Source organism: Streptomyces sp. NPDC002643 (assembly GCF_053592555.1).
This window is the reverse complement of sequence record NZ_JBSFVY010000003.1, coordinates 306,003-325,633: the sequence shown is the minus strand read 5'-3', so window position 1 is coordinate 325,633 and position 19,631 is coordinate 306,003. Positions and strand designations below refer to the sequence as shown.

General features: G+C 71.8%; 18 protein-coding genes and 1 pseudogene. 8 read left to right on the top strand and 11 right to left on the bottom strand.

Annotated features, from left to right (window positions below):
• Positions 1 to 58: 58 nt before the first annotated feature.
• Positions 59 to 609, bottom strand: a pseudogene (locus ACWD4G_RS06180) (amino acid synthesis family protein).
• On the opposite strand from ACWD4G_RS06180, the gene ACWD4G_RS06175 reads away from it, so the two are divergent.
• Together ACWD4G_RS06175 and ACWD4G_RS06170 are read left to right on the top strand one after the other, a co-directional pair.
• Entirely contained in the window at positions 566 to 976 is a 411-nt protein-coding gene (locus tag ACWD4G_RS06175) for an FCD domain-containing protein (protein ID WP_451291008.1), read from the top strand. The pseudogene ACWD4G_RS06180 and the gene ACWD4G_RS06175 sit on opposite strands and share 44 nt — an antisense overlap.
• A 141-nt stretch (positions 977 to 1,117) precedes the next feature.
• Positions 1,118 to 2,029: an alpha/beta hydrolase gene (locus tag ACWD4G_RS06170; protein ID WP_451291007.1), complete on the top strand. Its 912-nt coding sequence runs from the start codon at positions 1,118 to 1,120 to the stop codon at positions 2,027 to 2,029.
• A 27-nt stretch (positions 2,030 to 2,056) separates the two neighbouring features.
• Here ACWD4G_RS06170 and ACWD4G_RS06165 read toward each other — a convergent pair whose 3' ends face one another.
• Together ACWD4G_RS06165 and ACWD4G_RS06160 are read right to left on the bottom strand one after the other, a co-directional pair.
• Positions 2,057 to 2,263: a hypothetical protein gene (locus ACWD4G_RS06165; protein WP_451291006.1), complete on the bottom strand. Its 207-nt coding sequence runs from the start codon at positions 2,261 to 2,263 to the stop codon at positions 2,057 to 2,059.
• A 60-nt stretch (positions 2,264 to 2,323) separates the two neighbouring features.
• Positions 2,324 to 2,767, bottom strand: coding sequence for a cupin domain-containing protein (locus ACWD4G_RS06160; protein WP_451291005.1), 444 nt, complete (start codon positions 2,765 to 2,767; stop codon positions 2,324 to 2,326).
• Between the two features lie 167 nt (positions 2,768 to 2,934).
• On the opposite strand from ACWD4G_RS06160, the gene aceE reads away from it, so the two are divergent.
• From aceE to ACWD4G_RS06135, 5 genes are all read left to right on the top strand, one after another.
• Positions 2,935 to 5,586, top strand: a complete 2,652-nt coding sequence (gene aceE, locus ACWD4G_RS06155; RefSeq protein WP_451291004.1) for a pyruvate dehydrogenase (acetyl-transferring), homodimeric type — start codon at positions 2,935 to 2,937, stop codon at positions 5,584 to 5,586.
• A 161-nt stretch (positions 5,587 to 5,747) separates the two neighbouring features.
• Positions 5,748 to 7,448, top strand: coding sequence for an L-aspartate oxidase (locus tag ACWD4G_RS06150; RefSeq protein ID WP_451291153.1), 1,701 nt, complete (start codon positions 5,748 to 5,750; stop codon positions 7,446 to 7,448).
• 76 nt (positions 7,449 to 7,524) lie between these two features.
• Entirely contained in the window at positions 7,525 to 8,271 is a 747-nt protein-coding gene (locus tag ACWD4G_RS06145; RefSeq protein WP_451291003.1) for an SDR family oxidoreductase, read from the top strand.
• 70 nt (positions 8,272 to 8,341) lie between these two features.
• Complete coding sequence (locus tag ACWD4G_RS06140; protein ID WP_451291002.1) at positions 8,342 to 8,530, top strand: hypothetical protein; 189 nt, start codon at positions 8,342 to 8,344, stop codon at positions 8,528 to 8,530.
• A 60-nt stretch (positions 8,531 to 8,590) separates the two neighbouring features.
• The gene (locus ACWD4G_RS06135; protein ID WP_451291001.1) at positions 8,591 to 9,508 is read left to right on the top strand and encodes a UTP--glucose-1-phosphate uridylyltransferase; all 918 of its coding nucleotides are present in this window, start codon (positions 8,591 to 8,593) and stop codon (positions 9,506 to 9,508) included.
• A 42-nt stretch (positions 9,509 to 9,550) separates the two neighbouring features.
• Here ACWD4G_RS06135 and ACWD4G_RS06130 read toward each other — a convergent pair whose 3' ends face one another.
• The 6 genes from ACWD4G_RS06130 to ACWD4G_RS06105 all read right to left on the bottom strand — a co-directional run bounded on the left by ACWD4G_RS06130 (position 9,551) and on the right by ACWD4G_RS06105 (position 15,011).
• On the bottom strand, positions 9,551 to 10,489 hold the full coding sequence (locus tag ACWD4G_RS06130) for a hypothetical protein (RefSeq protein ID WP_451291000.1): 939 nt from the start codon (positions 10,487 to 10,489) through the stop codon (positions 9,551 to 9,553).
• Entirely contained in the window at positions 10,486 to 10,971 is a 486-nt protein-coding gene (locus tag ACWD4G_RS06125; protein WP_451290999.1) for a hypothetical protein, read from the bottom strand. Before ACWD4G_RS06125 ends, ACWD4G_RS06130 begins: the two co-directional genes overlap by 4 nt.
• Before the next feature lie 3 nt (positions 10,972 to 10,974).
• Positions 10,975 to 12,198: a macrolide family glycosyltransferase gene (locus tag ACWD4G_RS06120; protein ID WP_451290998.1), complete on the bottom strand. Its 1,224-nt coding sequence runs from the start codon at positions 12,196 to 12,198 to the stop codon at positions 10,975 to 10,977.
• Entirely contained in the window at positions 12,195 to 13,103 is a 909-nt protein-coding gene (locus ACWD4G_RS06115; protein ID WP_451290997.1) for a patatin-like phospholipase family protein, read from the bottom strand. Before ACWD4G_RS06115 ends, ACWD4G_RS06120 begins: the two co-directional genes overlap by 4 nt.
• Positions 13,104 to 13,287: 184 nt before the next feature.
• The gene (locus ACWD4G_RS06110; RefSeq protein ID WP_451290996.1) at positions 13,288 to 14,238 is read right to left on the bottom strand and encodes an alpha/beta hydrolase; all 951 of its coding nucleotides are present in this window, start codon (positions 14,236 to 14,238) and stop codon (positions 13,288 to 13,290) included.
• Between the two features lie 104 nt (positions 14,239 to 14,342).
• Positions 14,343 to 15,011 (bottom strand): nitroreductase, encoded by a 669-nt coding sequence (locus ACWD4G_RS06105; protein WP_451290995.1) that lies wholly within the window; start codon positions 15,009 to 15,011, stop codon positions 14,343 to 14,345.
• Positions 15,012 to 15,189: 178 nt separating this feature from the next.
• Between ACWD4G_RS06105 and ACWD4G_RS06100 the strand changes: the two genes are divergently transcribed.
• Positions 15,190 to 15,840 (top strand): FMN-dependent NADH-azoreductase, encoded by a 651-nt coding sequence (locus ACWD4G_RS06100; protein ID WP_451290994.1) that lies wholly within the window; start codon positions 15,190 to 15,192, stop codon positions 15,838 to 15,840.
• A 193-nt stretch (positions 15,841 to 16,033) separates the two neighbouring features.
• On the opposite strand, the gene ACWD4G_RS06095 is transcribed toward ACWD4G_RS06100, so the two are convergent.
• Together ACWD4G_RS06095 and ACWD4G_RS06090 are read right to left on the bottom strand one after the other, a co-directional pair.
• On the bottom strand, positions 16,034 to 16,555 hold the full coding sequence (locus ACWD4G_RS06095) for a MarR family winged helix-turn-helix transcriptional regulator (protein WP_451290993.1): 522 nt from the start codon (positions 16,553 to 16,555) through the stop codon (positions 16,034 to 16,036).
• 100 nt (positions 16,556 to 16,655) lie between these two features.
• Positions 16,656 to 19,427, bottom strand: coding sequence for a helix-turn-helix transcriptional regulator (locus tag ACWD4G_RS06090; RefSeq protein WP_451290992.1), 2,772 nt, complete (start codon positions 19,425 to 19,427; stop codon positions 16,656 to 16,658).
• Between the last annotated feature and the right edge of the window lie 204 nt (positions 19,428 to 19,631).

The following is a 19,631-nucleotide window of genomic DNA, read 5'->3' as shown; positions in this document are numbered from 1 at the left end:
GCCGTGCAGCAGCACGACATCGGGGCCGGTTCCGGTGGCCGAGTGGCGGATCACGTCGTCACTGTTCGGTGGAGAGCGGTGCCAGCCGGGACTGGGGGCGTCCCTGTCCGGCCGCCGCGAGGCCGATGAGGATCTCGTGGGCGTGGGGGGCGTCCGCCACCCGGACCTCGATGCTCTGGTGGTGCGAGCGGATCGTGGCGTCGGTGATGTGCTTGAGCGGGATGTCGAAGACGGTGCCGGCTCCGGCGCGCTTCTCGACGGCCGGGAGCAGGGTGGTCGCCTCGGCGGCCTTGCGGAAGTGGTCGCCGAACTTCAGCGTGTGGATGAGCCCCGAGCCGTGCTCGATCTCCCCGTCGAGGCCCACGACGGCCGCCTTGCCGTAGGCCTCCACGGGCACCCCGAGGGCTTCGACGACCCGGGGGCGAGCAGTTTGCCCAGGTCGGAGGCGGTGGCGTCGATACCGGGGGCGAGGTCCTCGACAAAGCCCCGGCCGGCCCAGGGGTTGTCGACGACGGCGACGACCACGGCGGTCCTGGCCGGCGGGTCGACGGGGCGCCCGCCCTCGGTGAGGACTTCGTCGACAAAGGTGACGATCTTGCGGACGTTCATCGGGCGGTCTCCAGATTCTGGATCGTGTAGCGGCTGCGTCGAGGCGGACGCGGCGGTGGCCGCCGACGACAAGGAGCGGTACGCCGCACTCGTCGAGGAGTTCCACGAACTGCTGATCACCGGCGCCGACAACGCCAAGCTGGAGGCGCACTACCGCATCCTCATGAACCAACTGGCCTACTCCCGCCTGGTGATGACCTCCCTCAGCCAGCCCGGCCGCCCCCTCCAGTCCGACCGCGGGCACCACAACGTCATCGACCTGATCATCGCCAAGGACGGCGACAGCGCCGAACGCGTCATGCGCGACCACGTCCGCGCCAGCCGCCGGGCCCTGATGGCGGGCATCGACGCCATGGGCGGCCTCTGACCGGCACAGGGGTCCGCCTGGCGCCCGCCGACCTGCTGACGGGCGTCGATCATGCCTACGGTGGTACGTATGACACCGCCCGGCGTTCACGACGCGTCCGGCCGCGGACGGCGCCCGCAGCCCCAGCCCCGGAGGACGACCATGAACCGACCGGCCGACGAGTCCTCGCGCGGGGTGCGCCGGATCACCCTGGACGCGGCGGGGGTGACCCTGTCCGCGCTGCTCAGCGAGCCCGAGGGCACCCCGCGTGCGGTCGTGGTCGCCGTGCACGGCGGCGGGATGAACGCGGGCTACTTCGACGGCCGGGCCCACCCCCACCTGTCGCTGCTGACCCTGGGGGCGAGCCTCGGCCACACCGTCCTCGCCGTGGACCGTCCGGGCTACGGCCACTCCGCCGCCCGGCTGCCCGAAGGACAGGGCCTGGCGGACCAGGCCACCGCCCTGCGCGCGGCCCTGAGCGACTTCGCCTCCCGGTACTCCACGGGCGCGGGCCTGTTCCCGCTCGCCCACTCCTACGGCGGCAAGGTCGCCCTGACCCTGGCCTCGGACCCCGAGGGGCTGCCGCTGCTGGGGCTGGACATCTCCGGCTGCGGTCATGTCTGCGCCGTCGAGCCCCAGGATCTGCCGGTCGCCCTCGACGGCGGTGACGGGCGGCGCAGGAGCTGGGGACCGCTGGGTCTCTATCCGCCGGGCACCTTCGGCGCCTGCGCCTCGGTCGTCGAGGCCATGCCCTCCCGGGAACGGGCGGAACTCGCCCGCTGGCCCCTGGTCTTCCGGACCCTCGCACCCGACGTCCGGGTGCCCGTACGGTTCACCTTCGCCGAGCACGAGGCCTGGTGGCGCCACGATGAGGCGACCCTCGCCGATCTGGTCGCACACTTCACGGCCGCGCCCCGGGTGACCGTCGACCGCCAGCCGGACGCCGGACACAACATCAGCCTCGGCCGGTCGGCCCGCTCGTACCATCTGCGTGCCCTGGCGTTCCTGGAGGACTGTCTGATCGCGCGGGAGGCCGTGGTTCGCGGCGCCGCCCCGGTCACCGTCCGGCGATGACGCCGTCGACGACGCGAGCCGGGTCGGTCACCCGCCTTCCACGGTCGTGTGCGCCTCGCCGGCCGGGGACGACTCGGGCGACGTATCGGTGACCTCGTCCGGCTCGCCGCCGCCGTCGGTGTCTTCGGTGTCGTGGGTGTCGCCGGTCTCCTGTTGCCGTCGTTTCAGGGCGAGTTCCCTGGCCGTCTTCTCGGAGTGCAGTCTCATCTCGGCCTCCGTCCGCTGTTCGAACACCGTGGCCTCCTTGTCAGTGCCTGTCAGCGCTTGTCAGTGCCTGTGCCTGGTCGGCGCGGGTCAGTCCGTGGGGCGCGGTGCGCGCCGATGGGCCCGCTCGGCCAGTTCCCGCTCGTCGACCAGGGTGAGCATCGGTTGGCCGGGCGCGCACAGCATGGTCACGGTGAACCGGGTGCACGCGTCCGTGAGGGCGTTGCCGTCCTGGTAGTGGATCAGGTCGCCGCCGGGTTCCCAGAACGTCTCCCCGGCCTTGACCACGCGTTCCGGCTCGCCTTCGAGTTCGAAGCGGACGGCGCCCTCGATCACGTACCCGAAGGCGGGCCCCGAATGGCGGTGCGGCGGGGTCCCGGGGTCACCGGGCGGCCACTCGACGAAGATGGTCATCGCCGAGGCGCCCTCGGGGATGAACGGCGGTACGACGTCCTGCACCATCGTCGCCGCCGTCTGCCAGGCCCCGGACCGCGTCCGCTCATCGGTCCCGCCGCTCGATTCCTTGTCCGACATCGTGCTGCACCTCCATGGGTCGTCTCGCAGTGATGACCGAGCACACGGAGCTTCTGTGACAGCGGTGTCGCCCTGCCCACACCGTTCGCCGTGCGTGTCACAACAACGGTGGGACCGCTGTCGTAGTCAGTGGCGTTTCCGACTCCACCGCACCCGAGGATGCAGCGATGAGTGAACTCGACCAGTTGCCCGACCGTGATGCCGAGGAGACGAGGGAATGGCAGGCGTCGCTCGACGAAGTCATCCGGCATGCCGGGCCCGAACGCGCCGCCCAACTGCTGCGGCGGGTGCACGAGTACGCGGCCCGGTCCGGGGTGTCCCTGCCCGGGCTGCTGTCCACGGACTACGTCAACACGATCCCGGCGTCGTCCCAGCCGGCGTACCCGGGCGACCTCGCCATGGAGTCCCGTATCACCGCGCTGAACCGGTGGAACGCGGCGGCCATGGTGACCCGTGGTTCCCGGTGGGGGCTCGGCGGCCACATCTCGACCTACGCGTCGGCGGCCTGGCTGTACGAGGTCGGGTTCCACCACTTCTTCCGGGGCAAGGACGACGGGGGTTCCGGGGACCAGCTGTATCTGCAGGGTCATGCCTCGCCCGGCATCTACGCGCGGGTGTTCCTCGAAGGGCGGATCGGCGAGGAGCGGTTGGACGGCTTCCGGCGGGAGGCCGACGGGCACGGTCTGCCGTCCTATCCGCACCCCCGGCGGCTGCCGTGGCTGTGGGAGTTCCCGACCGTGTCGATGGGGCTCGGGCCGCTCGCCGCCGTCTACCAGGCCCGGTTCAACCGCTATCTGTACAACAGGGGGATCAAGGACACGTCCGGGTCGCGGGTGTGGGCGTTCCTCGGGGACGGCGAGGTCGACGAGCCCGAGGCGACGGCCGCGCTGGAACTGGCCGCCCGCGAGGGCCTGGACAACCTCACCTTCGTCATCAACTGCAACTTGCAGCGGCTGGACGGACCGGTGCGGTCGAACTCCAAGATCGTGCAGGAGCTGGAGGCACGGTTCCGCGGCGCGGGCTGGTATGTGCTGAAGACCCTCTGGGGCGAGGCCTGGGACCCCGTACTGCGGCGGGACACGGACGGCTCCCTCGTCCGCCGCCTCGGTGAGGTGCCCGACGGTCAGTTCCAGACGTACGCGGCCCGGGACGCGGCCTATGTCCGCGAGCACTTCTTCACCGGCCGGACGTTGTCACACCTTGTGTCGAGTCTGAGTGATGCGCGGCTCACCGAACTGTTCCAGAGTTCCCGGGGCGGGCACGAGCCCCTGAAGGTCCACGCCGCCTACCGGGCCGCCGTCGACCACAGAGGGCAGCCCGCCGTCGTCCTCGCCCAGACGGTGAAGGGCCACACCCTGGGCCCGGACTTCGAGTCCCGCAACGCCAACCACCAGATGAAGAAGCTGACCATGGCCCAGTTCCGGCAGATGCGCGACGCCCTCGAACTGCCCATCCCAGACGGCGCGTTGAGCGGGGACGTGGTGCCGTACTGGCATCCCGGCGAGGGCTCGCCCGAGGTGCGGTACCTGCGGGAACGGCGTGCCGCGCTGGGCGGTCCCCTGCCGGTGCGCAGGGTGGTGGCCAAGGCGATCGAGCGGCCGCCGTCCGATCCCTTCGACTCGCTCCAGCGGGGCTTCGGCAAGCAGGAGGTGGCCACCACCATGGCGCTGGTCCGGCTGGTCAAGGATCTGATGCGGGTCGAGGAGACCGGACGCCGCTGGGTGCCCATCATCCCCGACGAGGCACGGACGTTCGGCATGGAGGCCCTGTTCCCGACGGCCGGGATCTACTCCCCGAAGGGCCAGACCTATGAGCCGGTCGACGCCGGTCAGCTGCTGCGCTACCGGGAGGCCACGGACGGCCAGCTCATCGACGAGGGCATCACCGAGGCCGGGTCGGTGGCCGAGTTCACCGCCGCGGCGACGTCGTACGCCACCCATGGCGAGCCCATGATCCCGTTCTACATCTTCTACGCCATGTTCGGTTTCCAGCGGACGGGCGATCAGTTCTGGGCGCTGGCCGACCAGTTGGGGAGGGGTTTCGTCGTCGGGGCGACGGCCGGGCGGACGACGATGACCGGGGAGGGGCTGCAGCACGCCGACGGGCACTCGCATCTGCTGGCGTCCACCAATCCCGCCGCCGTGATCTACGACCCGGCGTTCGCGTACGAGATCGCGGTGATCGTGCGGGAGGGGCTGCGGCGGATGTACGGCGACCGGCCCGAGGACGTCTTCTACTACCTGACCGTCTACAACGAGCCCAAGCTCCAGCCGCCCATGCCTCCCGGCCCCTCGGTCGAGGAGGGCATCCTGCGCGGTATCCACCCCTTCCGGCGGGCGGAGCCCCATGACGCGGGGCCGCGCGTCCAGTTGCTGGCCTCGGGCACGGCCATCCACTGGGCGCTCGACGCCCAGGACCTGCTGCTGTCCCAGTGGGGAGTGCACGCCGACGTCTGGTCGGTGACGTCGTGGACGGAGCTGCGCCGCGACGCCCTGTGCGCCGACCGGGCGCGGCTGCGGGGTGAGGAGCGCGTCCCGTATGTGACCCAGGCGCTGTCGGGGGCGCCGGGGCCCGTGCTGGCGGTCAGCGACTGGATGCGGCAGGTGCCGGACCAGATCAGTCAGTGGGTGGAGCAGGACTACTCGTCGCTGGGCACGGACGGCTTCGGGCTGTCGGACACGCGTGACGCCGTGCGCCGCTATTTCCGGGTGGACGCCGAGTCGATCGTCGTCGCCGCCCTGGACCGGTTGGCGCGGACCGGCGCCGTCGCCCCCGAGACGGTCGTCCGGGCGCGGGAACGCTACGACTGGCGGGGCTGAGCACCTCGGCACATGCTCGCGGTGCGGCTCGTGCGGCGGTGACCGACCCGGTGGTTCGCGAACGAAAGGTGTCACAGATCCCGGCGCGACCTTGTCGTACTGAGTGACAACGCCGGCGATCGGAGTGAACCGTGGCTGTCAACGAACAACGTCTTTCCACGATGGTGCTGGTGATCGGCACCGGAGGTGCGGGGCTGCGTGCCGCCATCGAACTGGCCGAGGCCGGCGCCGACGTCCTGGCGGTCGGCAAACGCCCCAAGGAGGACGCCCATACGGCACTCGCCGCCGGGGGCATCAACGCGGCCCTGGCCACCATGGACCCGGAGGACAGCTGGCAGCAGCACGCGGCCGACACCCTCAAGGAGAGCTATCTGCTGGCCGACCCCCGCACGGTCGAGATCGTCACGCAGGGGGCCGCCCGGGGCATCGACGACCTGGAGCGCTACGGCATGGCCTTCGCCCGGGAGGAGGACGGCCGGATCTCCCAGCGCTTCTTCGGCGCCCACACGTTCCGCCGCACCGCCTTCGCGGGCGACTACACGGGCCTGGAGATCCAGCGCACCCTCGTCAGGCGCGCGGAACAGCTGGACATCCCCGTACTCGACGGCGTCTACATCACCCGGCTCCTGACGCACGACGGCGCGGTCTTCGGCGCCTACGGCTTCGACCTGACCAGCGGCCGGCGGTATCTGATCCACGCCGACGCGGTGATCCTCGCCGCCGGCGGTCACACCCGGATCTGGCGGCGTACGTCCTCACGGCGCGACGAGAACACCGGGGACTCCTTCCGGCTGGCCGTGGAGGCCGGGGCCCGGCTGCGGGACCCGGAGCTGGTGCAGTTCCACCCCTCCGGGATCATCGAGCCGGAGAGCGCGGCCGGAACCCTGGTCAGCGAGGCAGCGCGGGGCGAGGGCGGGGTGCTGCGCAACGCGCTCGGGGAGCGGTTCATGGCCCGCTACGACCCCGACCGAATGGAGCTGTCCACGCGGGACCGGGTGGCCCTGGCCTCGTACACGGAGATCAAGGAAGGGCGCGGCACCCCCAAGGGAGGGGTGTGGCTGGATGTCTCCCATCTGCCCCGGCAGACGGTCATGAGCCGGCTGCCCCGGGTCTATCAGACGCTGCTGGACCTGCAGATGCTGGACATCACCCGCGAGCCGATCGAGATCGCGCCCACCGCGCACTACTCGATGGGCGGGGTGTGGGTGCGCCCCGAGGACCACAGCACCGACGTACGGGGCCTGTACGCCATCGGGGAGGCGTCGAGCGGGCTGCACGGCGCCAATCGGCTCGGGGGGAACAGCCTCATCGAGTTGCTGGTCTTCGGCCGCATCGCAGGACGGGCGGCCGCCGCCCACTCGGAGTCCCTGACCGCACAGCCGAGGTCGGCGGCGGCCGTCGCCGAGGCCCGCGCGGAGGTCGACGGACTCCTCGCGGCCGACGGACCGGAGAACGTCCGGGCCCTGCAGCGCGCCATCCGCGACACCATGACCGAGCACGCCGGCGTCGTACGCGACGAGGAGGGGCTGCGCGCGGGGCTGGCGGAGCTCTCGGTGATCGAGAAGCGGATGGAGGACATCGGGGTGCACCCGGACATCGCCGGCTATCAGGACCTCGCACACGCCTTCGACCTGAAGTCGGCCGCGCTGGCGGCGCGGGCCACCCTCGAAGCGGCGCTGGAGCGCCGGGAGACCCGTGGCTGCCACAACCGAAGCGACCATCCGGAGCTGAACCCGGCTCTCCAGGTCAATCTCGTGTGGTCTCCGACGACCGGTGTGACCCACGAAAGCATTCCGCCGATTCCGGACGAGATTTCCTCGCTGATGCAGGACGTCTCGACCGATGGAAAGCTCGTCGAATGACCACCCCTGTCACAGATGGAGCCGCTGCCCTGTCTCTTCTCATGCAGACCGAATTCCTCTCGGAAAGGAAACCGCAATGAAGGTCGTAGTGATCGGTGGAACGGGACTCATCGGCTCGCAGCTGGTCGCCAAGCTCACCGAGCACGGGCACGAGGCGGTCGCCGCCTCGCCCAACACCGGCGTCAACACCCTGACCGGCGAGGGGCTGGCCGAGGTCCTTAAGGACGCGGCGGTCGTGGTCGATGTGTCCAACTCCCCCTCCTTCGCGGACGACGCCGTCATGGAGTTCTTCCGCACCTCCACGACCAATCTGCTGAAGGCGGAGACGGAAGCCGGTGTGACCCACCATGTGGCGCTGTCCGTGGTCGGCACCGACCGGCTCCAGGAGAGCGGCTACTTCCGTGCCAAGCAGACCCAGGAAGAACTGATCAAGGCGTCCGGGATTCCCTATTCGATCGTCCACGCCACCCAGTTCTTCGAGTTCATCAAGGGGATCGCGGACCTGTCGACGGACGGCGACACCGTGCGGCTGGCACCCGTCAAGATCCAGCCCATTTTCTCCGGGGATGTGGCCGCGGCCGTCGGCCGCGCCGCGGTCGGTGCTCCCGTCAACGGTCTGGTGGAGGTCGCCGGCCCCGAGGTCTTCCAGATGGACGCGCTCATCCGCAAGGCGCTCGCCGCCCACGACGACCCCCGTACGGTCGTCACGGACCCGGACGCCCCGTACTCCGGCGCCCATGTGGTGGAGAACACCCTTCTGCCGGGTCCGGGGGCGCACCTCGCCGAGACCCAGCTCGCCGACTGGCTCGCGCGGCAGCGGTAGGTCCCGGCCCGGTGGCCCCTGCCGACGAGGCGGGGGCCACCGCCGTATCAAGCGCAGACGAAGGACGGCGATGAACCAAGTCACCGAGAACCGGAGCGACATGGCGGCCACCGTGGTGTCGCTGGCCGCCGAGGCCACCGCGCTGGAGACCCGCGCCGACGAGATCCGCCGGGAGCTGCTGGACCTCGACGGGCGGATCGAGGCGGTCACCGAAGCCCTGCACCGGGCGACCGGCGAAACCGGTGATCGGCGGCGTTGATACGGTCGGTGCCATGCCGTGCCGGCCGGTGCGGTGTGCCGCTCGACCGAGAGAAACGTGATGTCCCCGACGATCCGCCGGGCTGTGATCCCGGCCGCCGGACTCGGCTCCCGACTGCTGCCCCTGACGAAGGCGACCCCGAAGGAGATGCTCCCGGTCGGCGACAAGCCGGTCATCGAACACACCGTGCGTGAGCTGGTGGACTCCGGCATCACCGACATCACCATCGTCGTCTCCGGTGGCAAGAGCCTCATCCAGGACCACTTCCGCCCCAACCCCGCCCTCGTCGAACAACTCCGCGCGGACGGCAAGACGGCGTACGCGGACGCGGTCGAGGAGGTCGCCGAGCTGGCCCGCCGGGGCCACATCACCTACCTCGACCAGTACGGCCCGTACGGCAACGGCACCCCGGTGCTGAACGCCGCCCGCTCCTTCGGCGACGAGCCGGTGCTGGTGCTGTGGCCGGACGACGTGTTCGTGGCCGAGGTCCCCCGCGCCCAGCAGCTGATCCGGGCCTATGAGCAGACCGGCTGCCCGGTGCTGGCCCTGCTGCCGATGGACCCCACCGAGTCCCAGCGCTACGGCGTGCCCATCGTCAAGGAGGACCTCGGCGACGGCCAGCTGCGCATCACCGGCCTGGTCGAGAAGCCCGAGCCCTCCGCCGCCCCGTCGGCGTACGCGGCCATCGGCGGCTATGTCGTCACCCCCGGCATCATCGACGAGCTGCGCGAGCAGACCCGCCGCTGGTACGAGCACCGCACCGGTGAGGTCTATCTGACCGACGCCATCAACGCCTACGCGGCCACCCGCGCGGTGTACGGGCAGGTCATCAAGGGCCGCTGGTACGACACCGGCAATCCGGCCGACTATCTGGTCGCCCAGATGGCGTTCGCCCTCTCCCATCCGGAGTACGGGCCACTGCTGCGCGGCCTGGTCAACGGCCTCGGCGGCGCCAGCCCGGCGGAACACAACGGCTGACCAGCGCTGTTGGCCGGCGCTCTGTGCTGTGGGGCGAGGCCCTCATCCCGGCTGTTCGTCCGTCACCGTGGTCGCGCCGTAGTGGGAGCGGACGAGGGCGATCACGGTCTCGGTGGTGTGGTCGAGGTGGCTGCGGCCGTCGGGCAGCCTGCCCTCCGGACTGATGTAGCCGTTCGGCCCGAGGTGGGTGGCGGGGTCGAGCCGGTGCACGGTGATCTTCCCGGCCCGCAGGGCGCGGTTCCATCCGCTGCGGCGGAACAGACGCCGGCGCTGGGGGAAGAGCCAGGTGCCGACCCGCTCGATCCGGTCGTACGCGCTGGTGAGTTGGTGGACGTGCTCGGCATGGGTGAGGTCGTTGGCGCCGTTGTGGAACCCGCCGAGCATGATCACCACGACCGGGGCGCGCAGCCGGGAGTGCAGTTCCTCGACGGCGCCGGTGGCGACCTGGGCGCCGCCGCTGTAGCTGAGCAGCACCACGGGGATGCCGCTGTCGGGCCGGTAGCCGGCGAGCCGGAGCTGGGTGGCGATCTGGGAGCCGACGGCCCGGTTGTACAGGGGGCGGTAGCGGTGGTCGGCGGCGACGAAGACCTGCATGACGTTGTGCAGGAAGAGCAGCAGCCCGATGTGGCGGCGCAGCCACGCCCACACCGGCCGGTCGGCGAGCGGGTCGGCGAGCGGCGAGTAGGGCTGGACCTGCCCCAGTACCCGTAGTTCGGGTGCCCCAGCGAGCACCGCCCTGACGAGCTGGCCACCGTCCCGGGTGTCGCGGACGCGGCGTTTGCCGATGCCGTCGAGGTAGACCAGATAGGCGGCGGGGGGCCGGTCGGGGTCCGCGCCCCGGGCGTAGGGGACCCCGTCGGGCAGCACACTGGCCGGGGTGCGCAGTCCGGCGCCGTAGACCAGGACCTCGTGGCGGGCGAGCAGGGCCTCGGCGAGCAGGGCGGGTCCGAGGGCGAGGGCCCAGAGCAGGAACGAGTTCATGTGAGCGACTCCGTTGCCCGGGGCGCGCTGATCCTCACGACCAGCCGCCGGACGATCTCCACGGTGACTCCGAGTCCGACCCCGGCGAGGGCCACGCAACCGGCGGCGCTCCACCAGCCGAGCCCGGTCGCCGTAGCGAGGTGGTCGGCGAGGGCGGCCCCGACTCCGATGAAGAGCAGCAGATGGAGGAAGGGCCCGAGCAGCGGGAACGCGAGGACGGCGGAGAGCAGCAGCGGCGCGACCAGGGCGGGTGTCCAGCCGAGGGCGGTGCCGGGCGGTGGTGAGGACATCACCAGTTCGGCCAGGTTCCACGCGGTCAGCGGCCACAGCGCGAACACGGCGCCCTCGACGAGGCCCGCGGCGAACACCAGCCCGGCCACGAGGGTCCGCGGCATTCCGGGTCTGCGGGCCAGCAGGGGCAGGATGCGCCCGACGGCCTCCGACACCCCGGCGAGCAGCAGCATGACGGCGACGAACGACATCGCTCAGCCTCGCCGTGAGGGGTCGGCGGGAACGGACTCGGGGGCCGGGCGGGCGGTGTGCGCGTACCGTTCGAGTTCGTCGGCGGCCCTTCCGTATCCGCCCGCCCGGTGCTGGGCGGTCCTCAGGGTCGTCGCCGCCCTGCGGAAGCCGGGTTCGTGGAGCAGCCGTCGGGCGAGGCCGCGCACGGAACCCTTGGCGACGTCCTGGGTGCGCATCGACAGGCCTGCGCCGAGTTCGACGACGCGGCGGGCCACCATCGGCTGGTCGGCGCCCTGCGGGACCAGCAGCAGCGGAACCCCGGCGTACATGGCCTCGTTGACGCTGTTCATACCGCCGTGGGTGATGAAGAGCGCGGCGCGGGCCAGTACCTCCGGTTGCGGTACGAAGCGGCGGGCGAGCACGTTCGCCGGCAGCGCCCCGAGCGCGTCGGGGTCGGTCTGCCCGGTGGAGACGACGACGGTGCCGCCCAGGGGGGCGAGGGCGGTGGCGAAGGTGCGCAGCAGGTGTGGGTCGGCGTTGAACACGGTGCCCAGCGAGGCGTACAGCACCGGGTCCCGGAGCCGGTCGACGGGGAACGACGGGTCGGCGGGGCGGGCGCCGATGCTGGGGCCGACGAAGCGGTAGGACGGGTCGAAGTCCCGCACGGCGGGCTGGAACTCGCGTGAGGTGTAGACGAGGTTGAGCGGTTGGCGGATGTTCGCCACGTCGATCAGGGGCAGCCCGTGGGTGTCGTGGCGTCGGCGCAGTTCCCGGCGGGAGCGCAGATAGCCGCGGACGCTGCGGGGCCGGGTGCGCGCGTCGGCGAGCAGCTGCCAGGAGCCCCGGGTGGGGCTCGGGACACGCCGGTTGAAGGCGAAGGTGGTGAACGACGAGGCCGCCGGGACGCCGAGTTCGCGGGCGGCGACCGCGCCCCAGAGGCAGGCGCTGTCGTGGACGATCAGGTCGGGCCGGTCGCGGCGGAGGTCGGCGAGCACGGCGGGCAGCCAGTGGAGGCTGGTGGTCGCGAGGGCTTCCATCCAGGTGACCGGGGTCGGCTGCTCGGGGAAGGGCTGGTCGCCTCCGGGGTAGAGGCGGACGGTCGCGCCGGTGGCCTCGATCTCCGCCCGGAACGCGGGCGAGGTGTGGTAGGTGACGGTGTGGCCGCGCCGTACGAGTTCGGCGACGACCGGCAGCGTGGGGTTGATGTGTCCGTGCATGCCGATGTTGAGGAACGCGATGGTGCTCACGGGCCTGCCTCCACTGGGGAAGAAGTCGACGAGCCGCCCTGGTCGGCGGAGGTCGGGGAAGGGTCGTCGACCCGGTACAGCCCGGGCCCGCAGACGCACAGCCCGTCGAGGAAGCGGCCGGCCGTGCGGGCGGCGGTGCTGATCAGACGTGGGGAGTGGCCGAAGTCCCAGGGGGCGGGCCAGGTCTCGATGCCGGTCGGGAGGACGACGGTGGGGATGTGCCGGGACACCTCGCGCAGATCGCGCTCTATCTGGTGGTGCAACAGCAGCAGCCCGGCCCGGGCGGCGACGGCACCGGCGCGGCGGCGCGGACTGACGGGGCGCACCGGTGAACTCTCGGGCCCCGCCGCGACCACGACGACGCTTGCGGCCCCGGCCTGGAGGGCGGCCAGTACGGGGACGTAGGCGACCACTCCCCCGTCGACGAGCGTGCGGCCGTCGCGGTCCACCGGGGGCAGCGCGCCGGGGATGGCGGCGCTGGCCAGCAGCGCGGATTCGAGGTCCCCGTGGTCAAGGGGGACCGGGGCGCCGGTGGCGAGGTCCATGGCCACGGCGGTGAACGGGACCGCCAACTCCTCGATCCGTGACGGCAGTCCGGCCCGGGCGATCAGCCGTCGCAGACCTCGGTCGGTGAACACACCGGCCCGCGAGGAGAGATGGCCGAGCGGATACACCTCACGGCGGCTCAACCGGGTCCACACCTGGTCCAGCCAGGGCGCGGCCCGGTCGGGGTGGGCGGCCGCGATGGCCCCGTTGAGGGCGCCCACCGAGGTGCCGACGATCATGTCGGGGACGAATCCGCGCTTCTCCAGCGCGTATCCGAGCCCCACATGGGCCGCGCCGAGCACGCCACCGGCGCCCACCACCGCGGCCACGGGGCGGGGAAGGGCGTGCAGGCCGCCCACCGAAGTCGGCGTTCCGGCAGTCCTGTTCGGCGGCGTCCCGGCCGATCGGTTCGGCGGCGTCCCGGCCGGCCGGTTCATCGGCGGGGGACGCGTCCCCTTGTCGTCTGTGACGCCGTGACGCCTGTCATGGTCACGGAACCGCATAGTGATCACCTCTTCTCACCGGGGCGCCGGCATGGATCGGTCAGCCGCCGTGCAGGGCGGTGCGCAGGGCGTGGACGGCCTGTTCCACCGCGACGGTCGCCGCCGGGGTGGCCCGGAGGGTGTTGAGCATCATGAAGTCGTGCAGGGTGCCGTTGACGCGGATGCTCGTGGTGGGGACATCGGCCTGGGTCAGCCTGCGGGCGTACGCCTCGCCCTCGTCGCGCAGCACATCGCTGTCGTCGACGATGACGAGCGCGGGCGGCAGCCCCTGGAGATCCGTCAGGCTCGCCCGCAGCGGCGAGACGGTGATCTCCGCCCGCTGCGCGGGATCGGTGGTGTAGCAGTCCCAGAACCAGGCCATGTCCCTGGCCGTGAGGTAGGGGCCGTCCGCGAACTGCCGGTAGCTGGCGGTGTCCTGGGCCGCGTCCGTCACGGGGTAGTACAGCGACTGGTGCACGAAGGTCACATCACCGCGCCGCTTGGCCATGAGGGTCAGCGCGGCGGCCATGTTGCCTCCGGCCGAGTCACCGGCCACGGCCAGCCGGGAGGCGTCCAGCCCCTCGTCGCCGCCCCGCGCGGTGATCCACCGGGCCGTCGCGTACGCCTGCTCGACGGCCACCGGGTACTTGGCCTCCGGTGAGCGGTCGTACTCCACGAACGCGACGGCGGTGTCCGCCCGGACGGCCAGTTCGCGCACCAGCCGGTCATGGGTGCCGGCGTCGCCCATGACCCAGCCCCCGCCGTGCAGATAGAGGACCACGGGCACAGTGCCGTGAGCGCCGAGGGGCCTGACGACGCGTACCGGTACGGTGCCCGCCTCGGCGGGCACCGTGATCCACTTCTCCTCCACCTCCGGCTTCTCCACGGGCTCCGACTGCAGACCGTCCAGGACCTTGCGGGCGCCGTCCGGCCCCAGCTCGTGGAGGAACGGCGGATTCGCCGCCAGGTCGGCGAACTCCTGTGCCGTGGTCTCAAGAACGGGCTCGGTCATCACTGCGCTCCTCGGGTCGGCAGAGTTCACGCCTGCTCTCACCCCTTATGACAGGACACTCACCGAAGGTGTGACACGAGAACCAAAGGTGTGACCGGACGCTGTCAGTGATCGTCGACGAAGGTGACGGTCTCCTCCAGCGGCGCGCGGGCCGTACGGCTGTCCGGTGTGGTGTCGTCCTGGTAGCCGATCGACATTCCGCAGAAGAGGACGAGTTCGTCCGGCGGTAACACCGCCTCCGCGACGCTGCGGTGGTACTTCGCCCACGCCATCTGCGGGCAGCTGTGCAGCCCTTCGGCGCGGAGCAGCAGCATGACGGTCTGCACGTACATGCCGACGTCGGACCATTGGGCCGGGCCCATGTCGCGGTCGATGTAGCAGAACAGGGCGGCGGGTGCGCCGAAGCACTGCCAGTTGGCGGAGGCGGCCCGCTGCCGGGCCTCGATGTCCTCGCGCGGGATGCCCAGTGCCCCGTAGCGCTGCTCGCCGAAGGCGGATCGGCGTTCGCGGTAGGGGGACTTGAGCGCGGGCGGGTACTGCTGGTACTCCGGCTCGTCCCAGGGGGCGCCCGAGGCCAGGCGTTCGCCGGTGCGTCGTTTGAGGTCGGCCAGGGGGCCGCCGGTCAGCACATAGGCGTGCCACGGCTGGATGTTGGAGGCGGACGGCGTCCAGGCCGCGGCGGACAGCACGCGCTCCAGGGTCCGTCTCGGGACCTGCCGGTCGCTGAACGCGCGCACCGCCCGCCGACTCCTGACGGCCTCATAGACGTCCACGGTCTCCTGCCTCCCTCGTGTTCGTGTGCCCGGCCGCGTTCGCGTGCTCGGCACACCCACCATCCGTTGCACTTGCGACGGTATCATTCAATACCTTCTCGCGTTAAACTATCGTGGGGAGCAAGTTCCCCGGCCCCTGGGTCCCCCCTCGGGCACCGTCGTTTCTTGGAGAAGGTCCATGGTCACGCTGTTGCACATCGACTCGTCCGTGCTGCCCGGCGAGGCGTCCTCGTCCCGCTCGGTCGCGGCCGCCTTCCGCAAGGCCTGGGAGGAGCAGCACCCCGAGGGCACGGTGATCCATCGCGATCTCGCCGCCGCCCCTGTCCCCCACCTCACCGCCCCCGGCTGGACCGCCGGCTTCACCCCGGCGGACCAGCGCACGCCGGAGCAGTCCGCCGCGTTCGCCGCGCGGCTGCCGCTCATCGAGGAACTGGAGCGGGCGGACGCCGTCCTGATCGGCGCCCCCATGCACAACTACTCGATCCCCTCGACCCTCAAGGCGTGGATCGACAACGTGTTCCTGATGGGCCGCACCGCGGGCGCGAACCCCTCCGCCCAGGGCACCCCCGTCATCGTCGTCGCCAGCCGCGGCGGATCGTACGAGCCGGGCACCCCGCGCGAGGGCTTCGAATACGTACGGAACTATCTGGAGGCCGTCCTCAGGGACAGCCTCGGCCTGGACCTCGACTTCATCGTCCCGGAACTCACGATGGCGCCGAAGAACCCGGCCATGAGCGAGCTGATCCCCCTCTACGAGATCTCCCGCAAGCGGGCCTTCGAGGAGGCGACGGCCAAGGCCAAGGAGCTCGCGGAACGCCTGGCGGCGTAGCCGACGGCAAGGTGGACGTGGGTGCGGGGGTGGCGATGCGCCCAAGCGGGGCAGGCGAAGTCCGCTGCGGTTCGGCAGCGCCCCGTAAGGGGCGCGGGGAACTGCGCGACCAGCCACGACGGCGCCGCGGACGAACGAGGCAACATCCCGGCCGCGCGGCGGAGCCGCATATCGGCACCGCCCCGCGTCCCTTTCAGGGCGCGGGATGGGCGAACCGGGTCAGCAGATCCCTCAGTTGCTCGGGTTCGCCCGGCTCCAGGTCCGCGACGAGGCGCTCGGCCAGGGGTTCGGCCGCCACATGGGCGGCGTCGAAGAGTTCGACGCCCTCGGGGGTGATCTCCACCGCCCGTACCCGTCGGTCGCCCGGCACGGCCTTGCGTACGGCCAGCCCCTTGCGCTCCAGGTCGTCCACGACCCGCATGATGCCGGCCTTGTCCGACCCCGTCGCCGCCACCAGGTCCCGCTGCACGGTGGGCCCCCGGTCGACGAGCACGATGAGCACGCCGAAGTGGCGCAGCTCGATGCCCAGCGGCCGGAGTGCCTCCTCCATCACGGCGGCGGCACGCCAGTGCGCCCGGCGCAGCAGCAGGCCGAGAGCGAAGGGCGAGGCGTCACCGGGGCGGTCGGTCAGACGCGAGGGAACACCGCGCGAGGGATCACTGCGCGACGTAGGACTGCGCGACGAAAGACCGTCGGAAGGGACATCGGCTGCCATGGGGGCACAGTACCGCCATCGATCCGTTCGATACGTTCTCGTTCGCAACCGCACGCGCCCCGTCGTCCCGGGCGACCGCCCGCGCGGGGTGGCCGGCGGTTCAGGCCGAGGTCGCCTCGCCCTCCAGCCGAAGCGTGCGGATCTCCTTGCGGGAGGAGATGCCGAGCTTGGAGAACACCTTGCGCAGATGCCACTCGACGGTATGGCGGCTGATGAACAGCTGGGCGCCGATCTCGGGATTGGTGAGCCCCTCACCGGCGAGCCGGGCGATCTGCGCCTCCTGGGGCGTGAGGGCGGTGGGCGCCGCGACGGTGTGGCTGCGCACCTTCGCCCCCGTGGCCTGCAGCTCGCCCCGCGCGCGTTCGGCGAACGCCCCGGCCCCGAACCGGCTGAACATCTCGTGGGCGGCGTCCAGTTGGGCGCGGGCGTCGACCCGGCGGTTCTCCCGGCGCAGCCATTCGCCGTACAGCAGATGAGCCCGCGCGAGGTCCATGCGTACCCGGGTCCGTTCGAGGCGTTCGACGGCCTCGCGGTAGTGCCGTTCGGCGGTGTCGCCCTCGCTGAGCAGCGCCCGCGAGCGCGCTTCCAGGCCCAGCGCCCAGTCCGTGCCGCTGGCCCGCGTCATCTCCGAGAGCCGGTCGAGAGCGTCGGCCGCCTCCCCGGGCGCACCGCTGCGTACGGCGGCCTCGATCATCTCGACCAGGCCCCATTGCGGCGAGGAGAGCTGTTGCCGGTCGGCGGCCACCTCCCGGGCCGCGGCCAGCGCCCGCGCGTACTGGCCGAGCCCGTTGCAGAGCACAGCCTCGTACCAGCGGACGACGGTGACGCTGGCTCCCTGGCCGCGCGGTACGGCCTCGGCCAGGATCGTGTCCATCAACGTACGGGCCTCACTCTCGCGGCCGCGCCAGACGGCGAGGCCCAGGGGTCCGACGCGCGCCGGGTTGCTGTTGCCGGTCGCGGCGCACACCGTCTCCACCTCCTCGTACAGCACGGCGGCGGCGGCCAGTTCCCCGGCGATGAGGTGCACATGGGCGCGGGAGTCGAGGGCGTCGGGGAGCGCGCTGAGCACTCCGGCCTCGCGGGTGAGTTCCACATGGCGGTCCGCGACCGTGTGCCAGCGCTCGTCGTCCCAGCGGTCGGAGGCGATGAGGGAGCCGAGCCAGAGCCAGCGCACCCGCTCCTGGACGGGGATCTCCTCGTCGCAGAGCGTTTCGAGGGCGCGCTCCATCCTGTCCGCCGAGGCCGTGTAGCCGTCGGTGAGGCGTACGGCCATGGCGTCCAGCAGGATGTCGGGCACCCTCGGCGTCGCCGCCCGTGGCGCCTGCCGGGCGGCCTCGCCCACCTCCCTCAGTCCTGTGCCCCGCGCAAGATGTCCGGCGAAGATCGCCGCCGCGACGGCGCCCAGGTACATCTCACTGGCGAGCGAGGCATCGAGCCGTCCGAACCGGCGGGCGGCGGCCAGCAGCAGCGGAGGGGCGTCGTTGCCACGGTTCTGGGCGAACGCGATCTCGGCGTGCAGCACATCGATCCCGGCGCGTTCCGGCTCGTCGAGGGGGCCGGCCTCCGCCGTGGCGAGGAGGGTGGTCGCCGCCTCGAACGCCCCGGCCTGCAGCTTCGCCCGCGCGGCCGCCATGGCGCGCCGCGCGCGTGGGGCGGGGTCCTGCGTCAGCGCGGTCGCGCGCTGGAGGAATGCGGCCGTGGCCGCGATACCGCCGCGCGCCTGCGCCCGGCCCGCGCAACGCTCCAGTTCGGCGGCGACCGTCTCGTCGGGTCCCGAGGCGGCGTCGGCCAGATGCCAGGCCCGGCGATCGGGATCGGTCCCGGCGTCGGTCACGTCGGCCAGCGCCCGGTGCACCTCGCGACGCTCGCTCGGGCTCGCCGCGCGATAGGCCGCCGAGCGCACCAGCGGGTGCCGGAACCGCACCCGGGTGCCGACGGTGATCAGTTCCGCCGCGTCCGGGTGCCACAGGGCGGCGTCCACATCGACCCCCAGCCGTTCGGCGGCACGCCGCAGCAGCGTCACATCGCCCAGTGGTTCGGCGGCGGCGGTGACCAGCAGGCGTTGTGTCTCACCCGGGAGGGACCGGACACGACGGAGGAACCCCTGTTCGATCTGGCTCGACAGCGGCCGTGCGTCGGGGCGCTCGTAGCCGCCGGCGCTCTCCGCCGCGTTCAGTCCGCGCGGCAGTTCGAGCAGGGCCAGCGGGTTGCCGCGCGACTCGGCGACGATACGGTCGCGCACCCGCTCGTCGAGAGGCCCCGTGACGACCGAGTCGAGGAGGGTGCGGGAGTCGCGCTCGGTCAGCCCCGGGACGGGCAGCTCGGGGAGGCCGGACAGAGCCCTGCCGTCGCTGGGCTCCCGGACGGCGAAGGCCAGCACAACCGATTCAGCGAGCAGCCGGCGGGCGACGAACTCCAAGGTCAGCGCCGACGCCTCGTCGAGCCACTGCGCGTCGTCGACGAGACAGACCAGCGGCTGGTCTCCTCCCGAGTCCGCGAGGAGACTCAGCGTGGCGAGCCCCACCAGGAACCGGTCGGGCGCCGCGCCCGCGCGCAGCCCGAACGCCGTGCCGAGCGCGTCCCGTTGGGGCTCGGGGAGATGGTCGAGTCCGGTGAGCAGAGGGGCGCAGAGCTGGTGCAGACCGGCGTAGGAGAGTTCCATCTCGGACTGGACGCCGGCCGCCCTGATGGTGCGGCATCCGGTGGCGCGGTCGAGGAGGTGTCTCAGCAGCTCCGTCTTCCCGATCCCCGCCTCACCGCGCAGGACCAGGACCCCGCTGCGCCCGGCCCTGGCGCCCGCCACGAGATCGTCGAGAGCCTGGCACTCGTTCCGTCTGCCGAGGAGTCCGGCCCCTGAACGGCTCCTCGCCATGGCAACTCCCCTGTCAGCAATCTTCGCGATCGGTATGGTAATCCGACTCCGGATCGCCACGCCCGTGGTCCGACCCGCGTGAGTCGGCACCGCCGCAGGGCCAGGTCGCCGAGCCCGGCCACGGATCACCACGGAACGACCACGAAGCGCCCTACGGCATTCAAGGGCGCGATCGGCTCCCTCCCTGCTCCACGTTGGTCCCGG

What these genes read in the sequence shown, in the direction of transcription:
- ACWD4G_RS06110 (WP_451290996.1), bottom strand. Translation starts at nt 14,238, where the DNA reads ATGACCGAGCCCGTTCTTGAGACCACGGCACAGGAGTTCGCCGACCTG.
- ACWD4G_RS06150 (WP_451291153.1), top strand. Translation starts at nt 5,748, where the DNA reads ATGGTGCTGGTGATCGGCACCGGAGGTGCGGGGCTGCGTGCCGCCATC.
- aceE (WP_451291004.1), top strand. Translation starts at nt 2,935, where the DNA reads ATGAGTGAACTCGACCAGTTGCCCGACCGTGATGCCGAGGAGACGAGG.
- ACWD4G_RS06160 (WP_451291005.1), bottom strand. Translation starts at nt 2,767, where the DNA reads ATGTCGGACAAGGAATCGAGCGGCGGGACCGATGAGCGGACGCGGTCC.
- ACWD4G_RS06100 (WP_451290994.1), top strand. Translation starts at nt 15,190, where the DNA reads ATGGTCACGCTGTTGCACATCGACTCGTCCGTGCTGCCCGGCGAGGCG.
- ACWD4G_RS06135 (WP_451291001.1), top strand. Translation starts at nt 8,591, where the DNA reads ATGTCCCCGACGATCCGCCGGGCTGTGATCCCGGCCGCCGGACTCGGC.
- ACWD4G_RS06140 (WP_451291002.1), top strand. Translation starts at nt 8,342, where the DNA reads ATGAACCAAGTCACCGAGAACCGGAGCGACATGGCGGCCACCGTGGTG.
- ACWD4G_RS06090 (WP_451290992.1), bottom strand. Translation starts at nt 19,427, where the DNA reads ATGGCGAGGAGCCGTTCAGGGGCCGGACTCCTCGGCAGACGGAACGAG.
- ACWD4G_RS06130 (WP_451291000.1), bottom strand. Translation starts at nt 10,489, where the DNA reads ATGAACTCGTTCCTGCTCTGGGCCCTCGCCCTCGGACCCGCCCTGCTC.
- ACWD4G_RS06095 (WP_451290993.1), bottom strand. Translation starts at nt 16,555, where the DNA reads ATGGCAGCCGATGTCCCTTCCGACGGTCTTTCGTCGCGCAGTCCTACG.
- ACWD4G_RS06170 (WP_451291007.1), top strand. Translation starts at nt 1,118, where the DNA reads ATGAACCGACCGGCCGACGAGTCCTCGCGCGGGGTGCGCCGGATCACC.
- ACWD4G_RS06125 (WP_451290999.1), bottom strand. Translation starts at nt 10,971, where the DNA reads ATGTCGTTCGTCGCCGTCATGCTGCTGCTCGCCGGGGTGTCGGAGGCC.
- ACWD4G_RS06145 (WP_451291003.1), top strand. Translation starts at nt 7,525, where the DNA reads ATGAAGGTCGTAGTGATCGGTGGAACGGGACTCATCGGCTCGCAGCTG.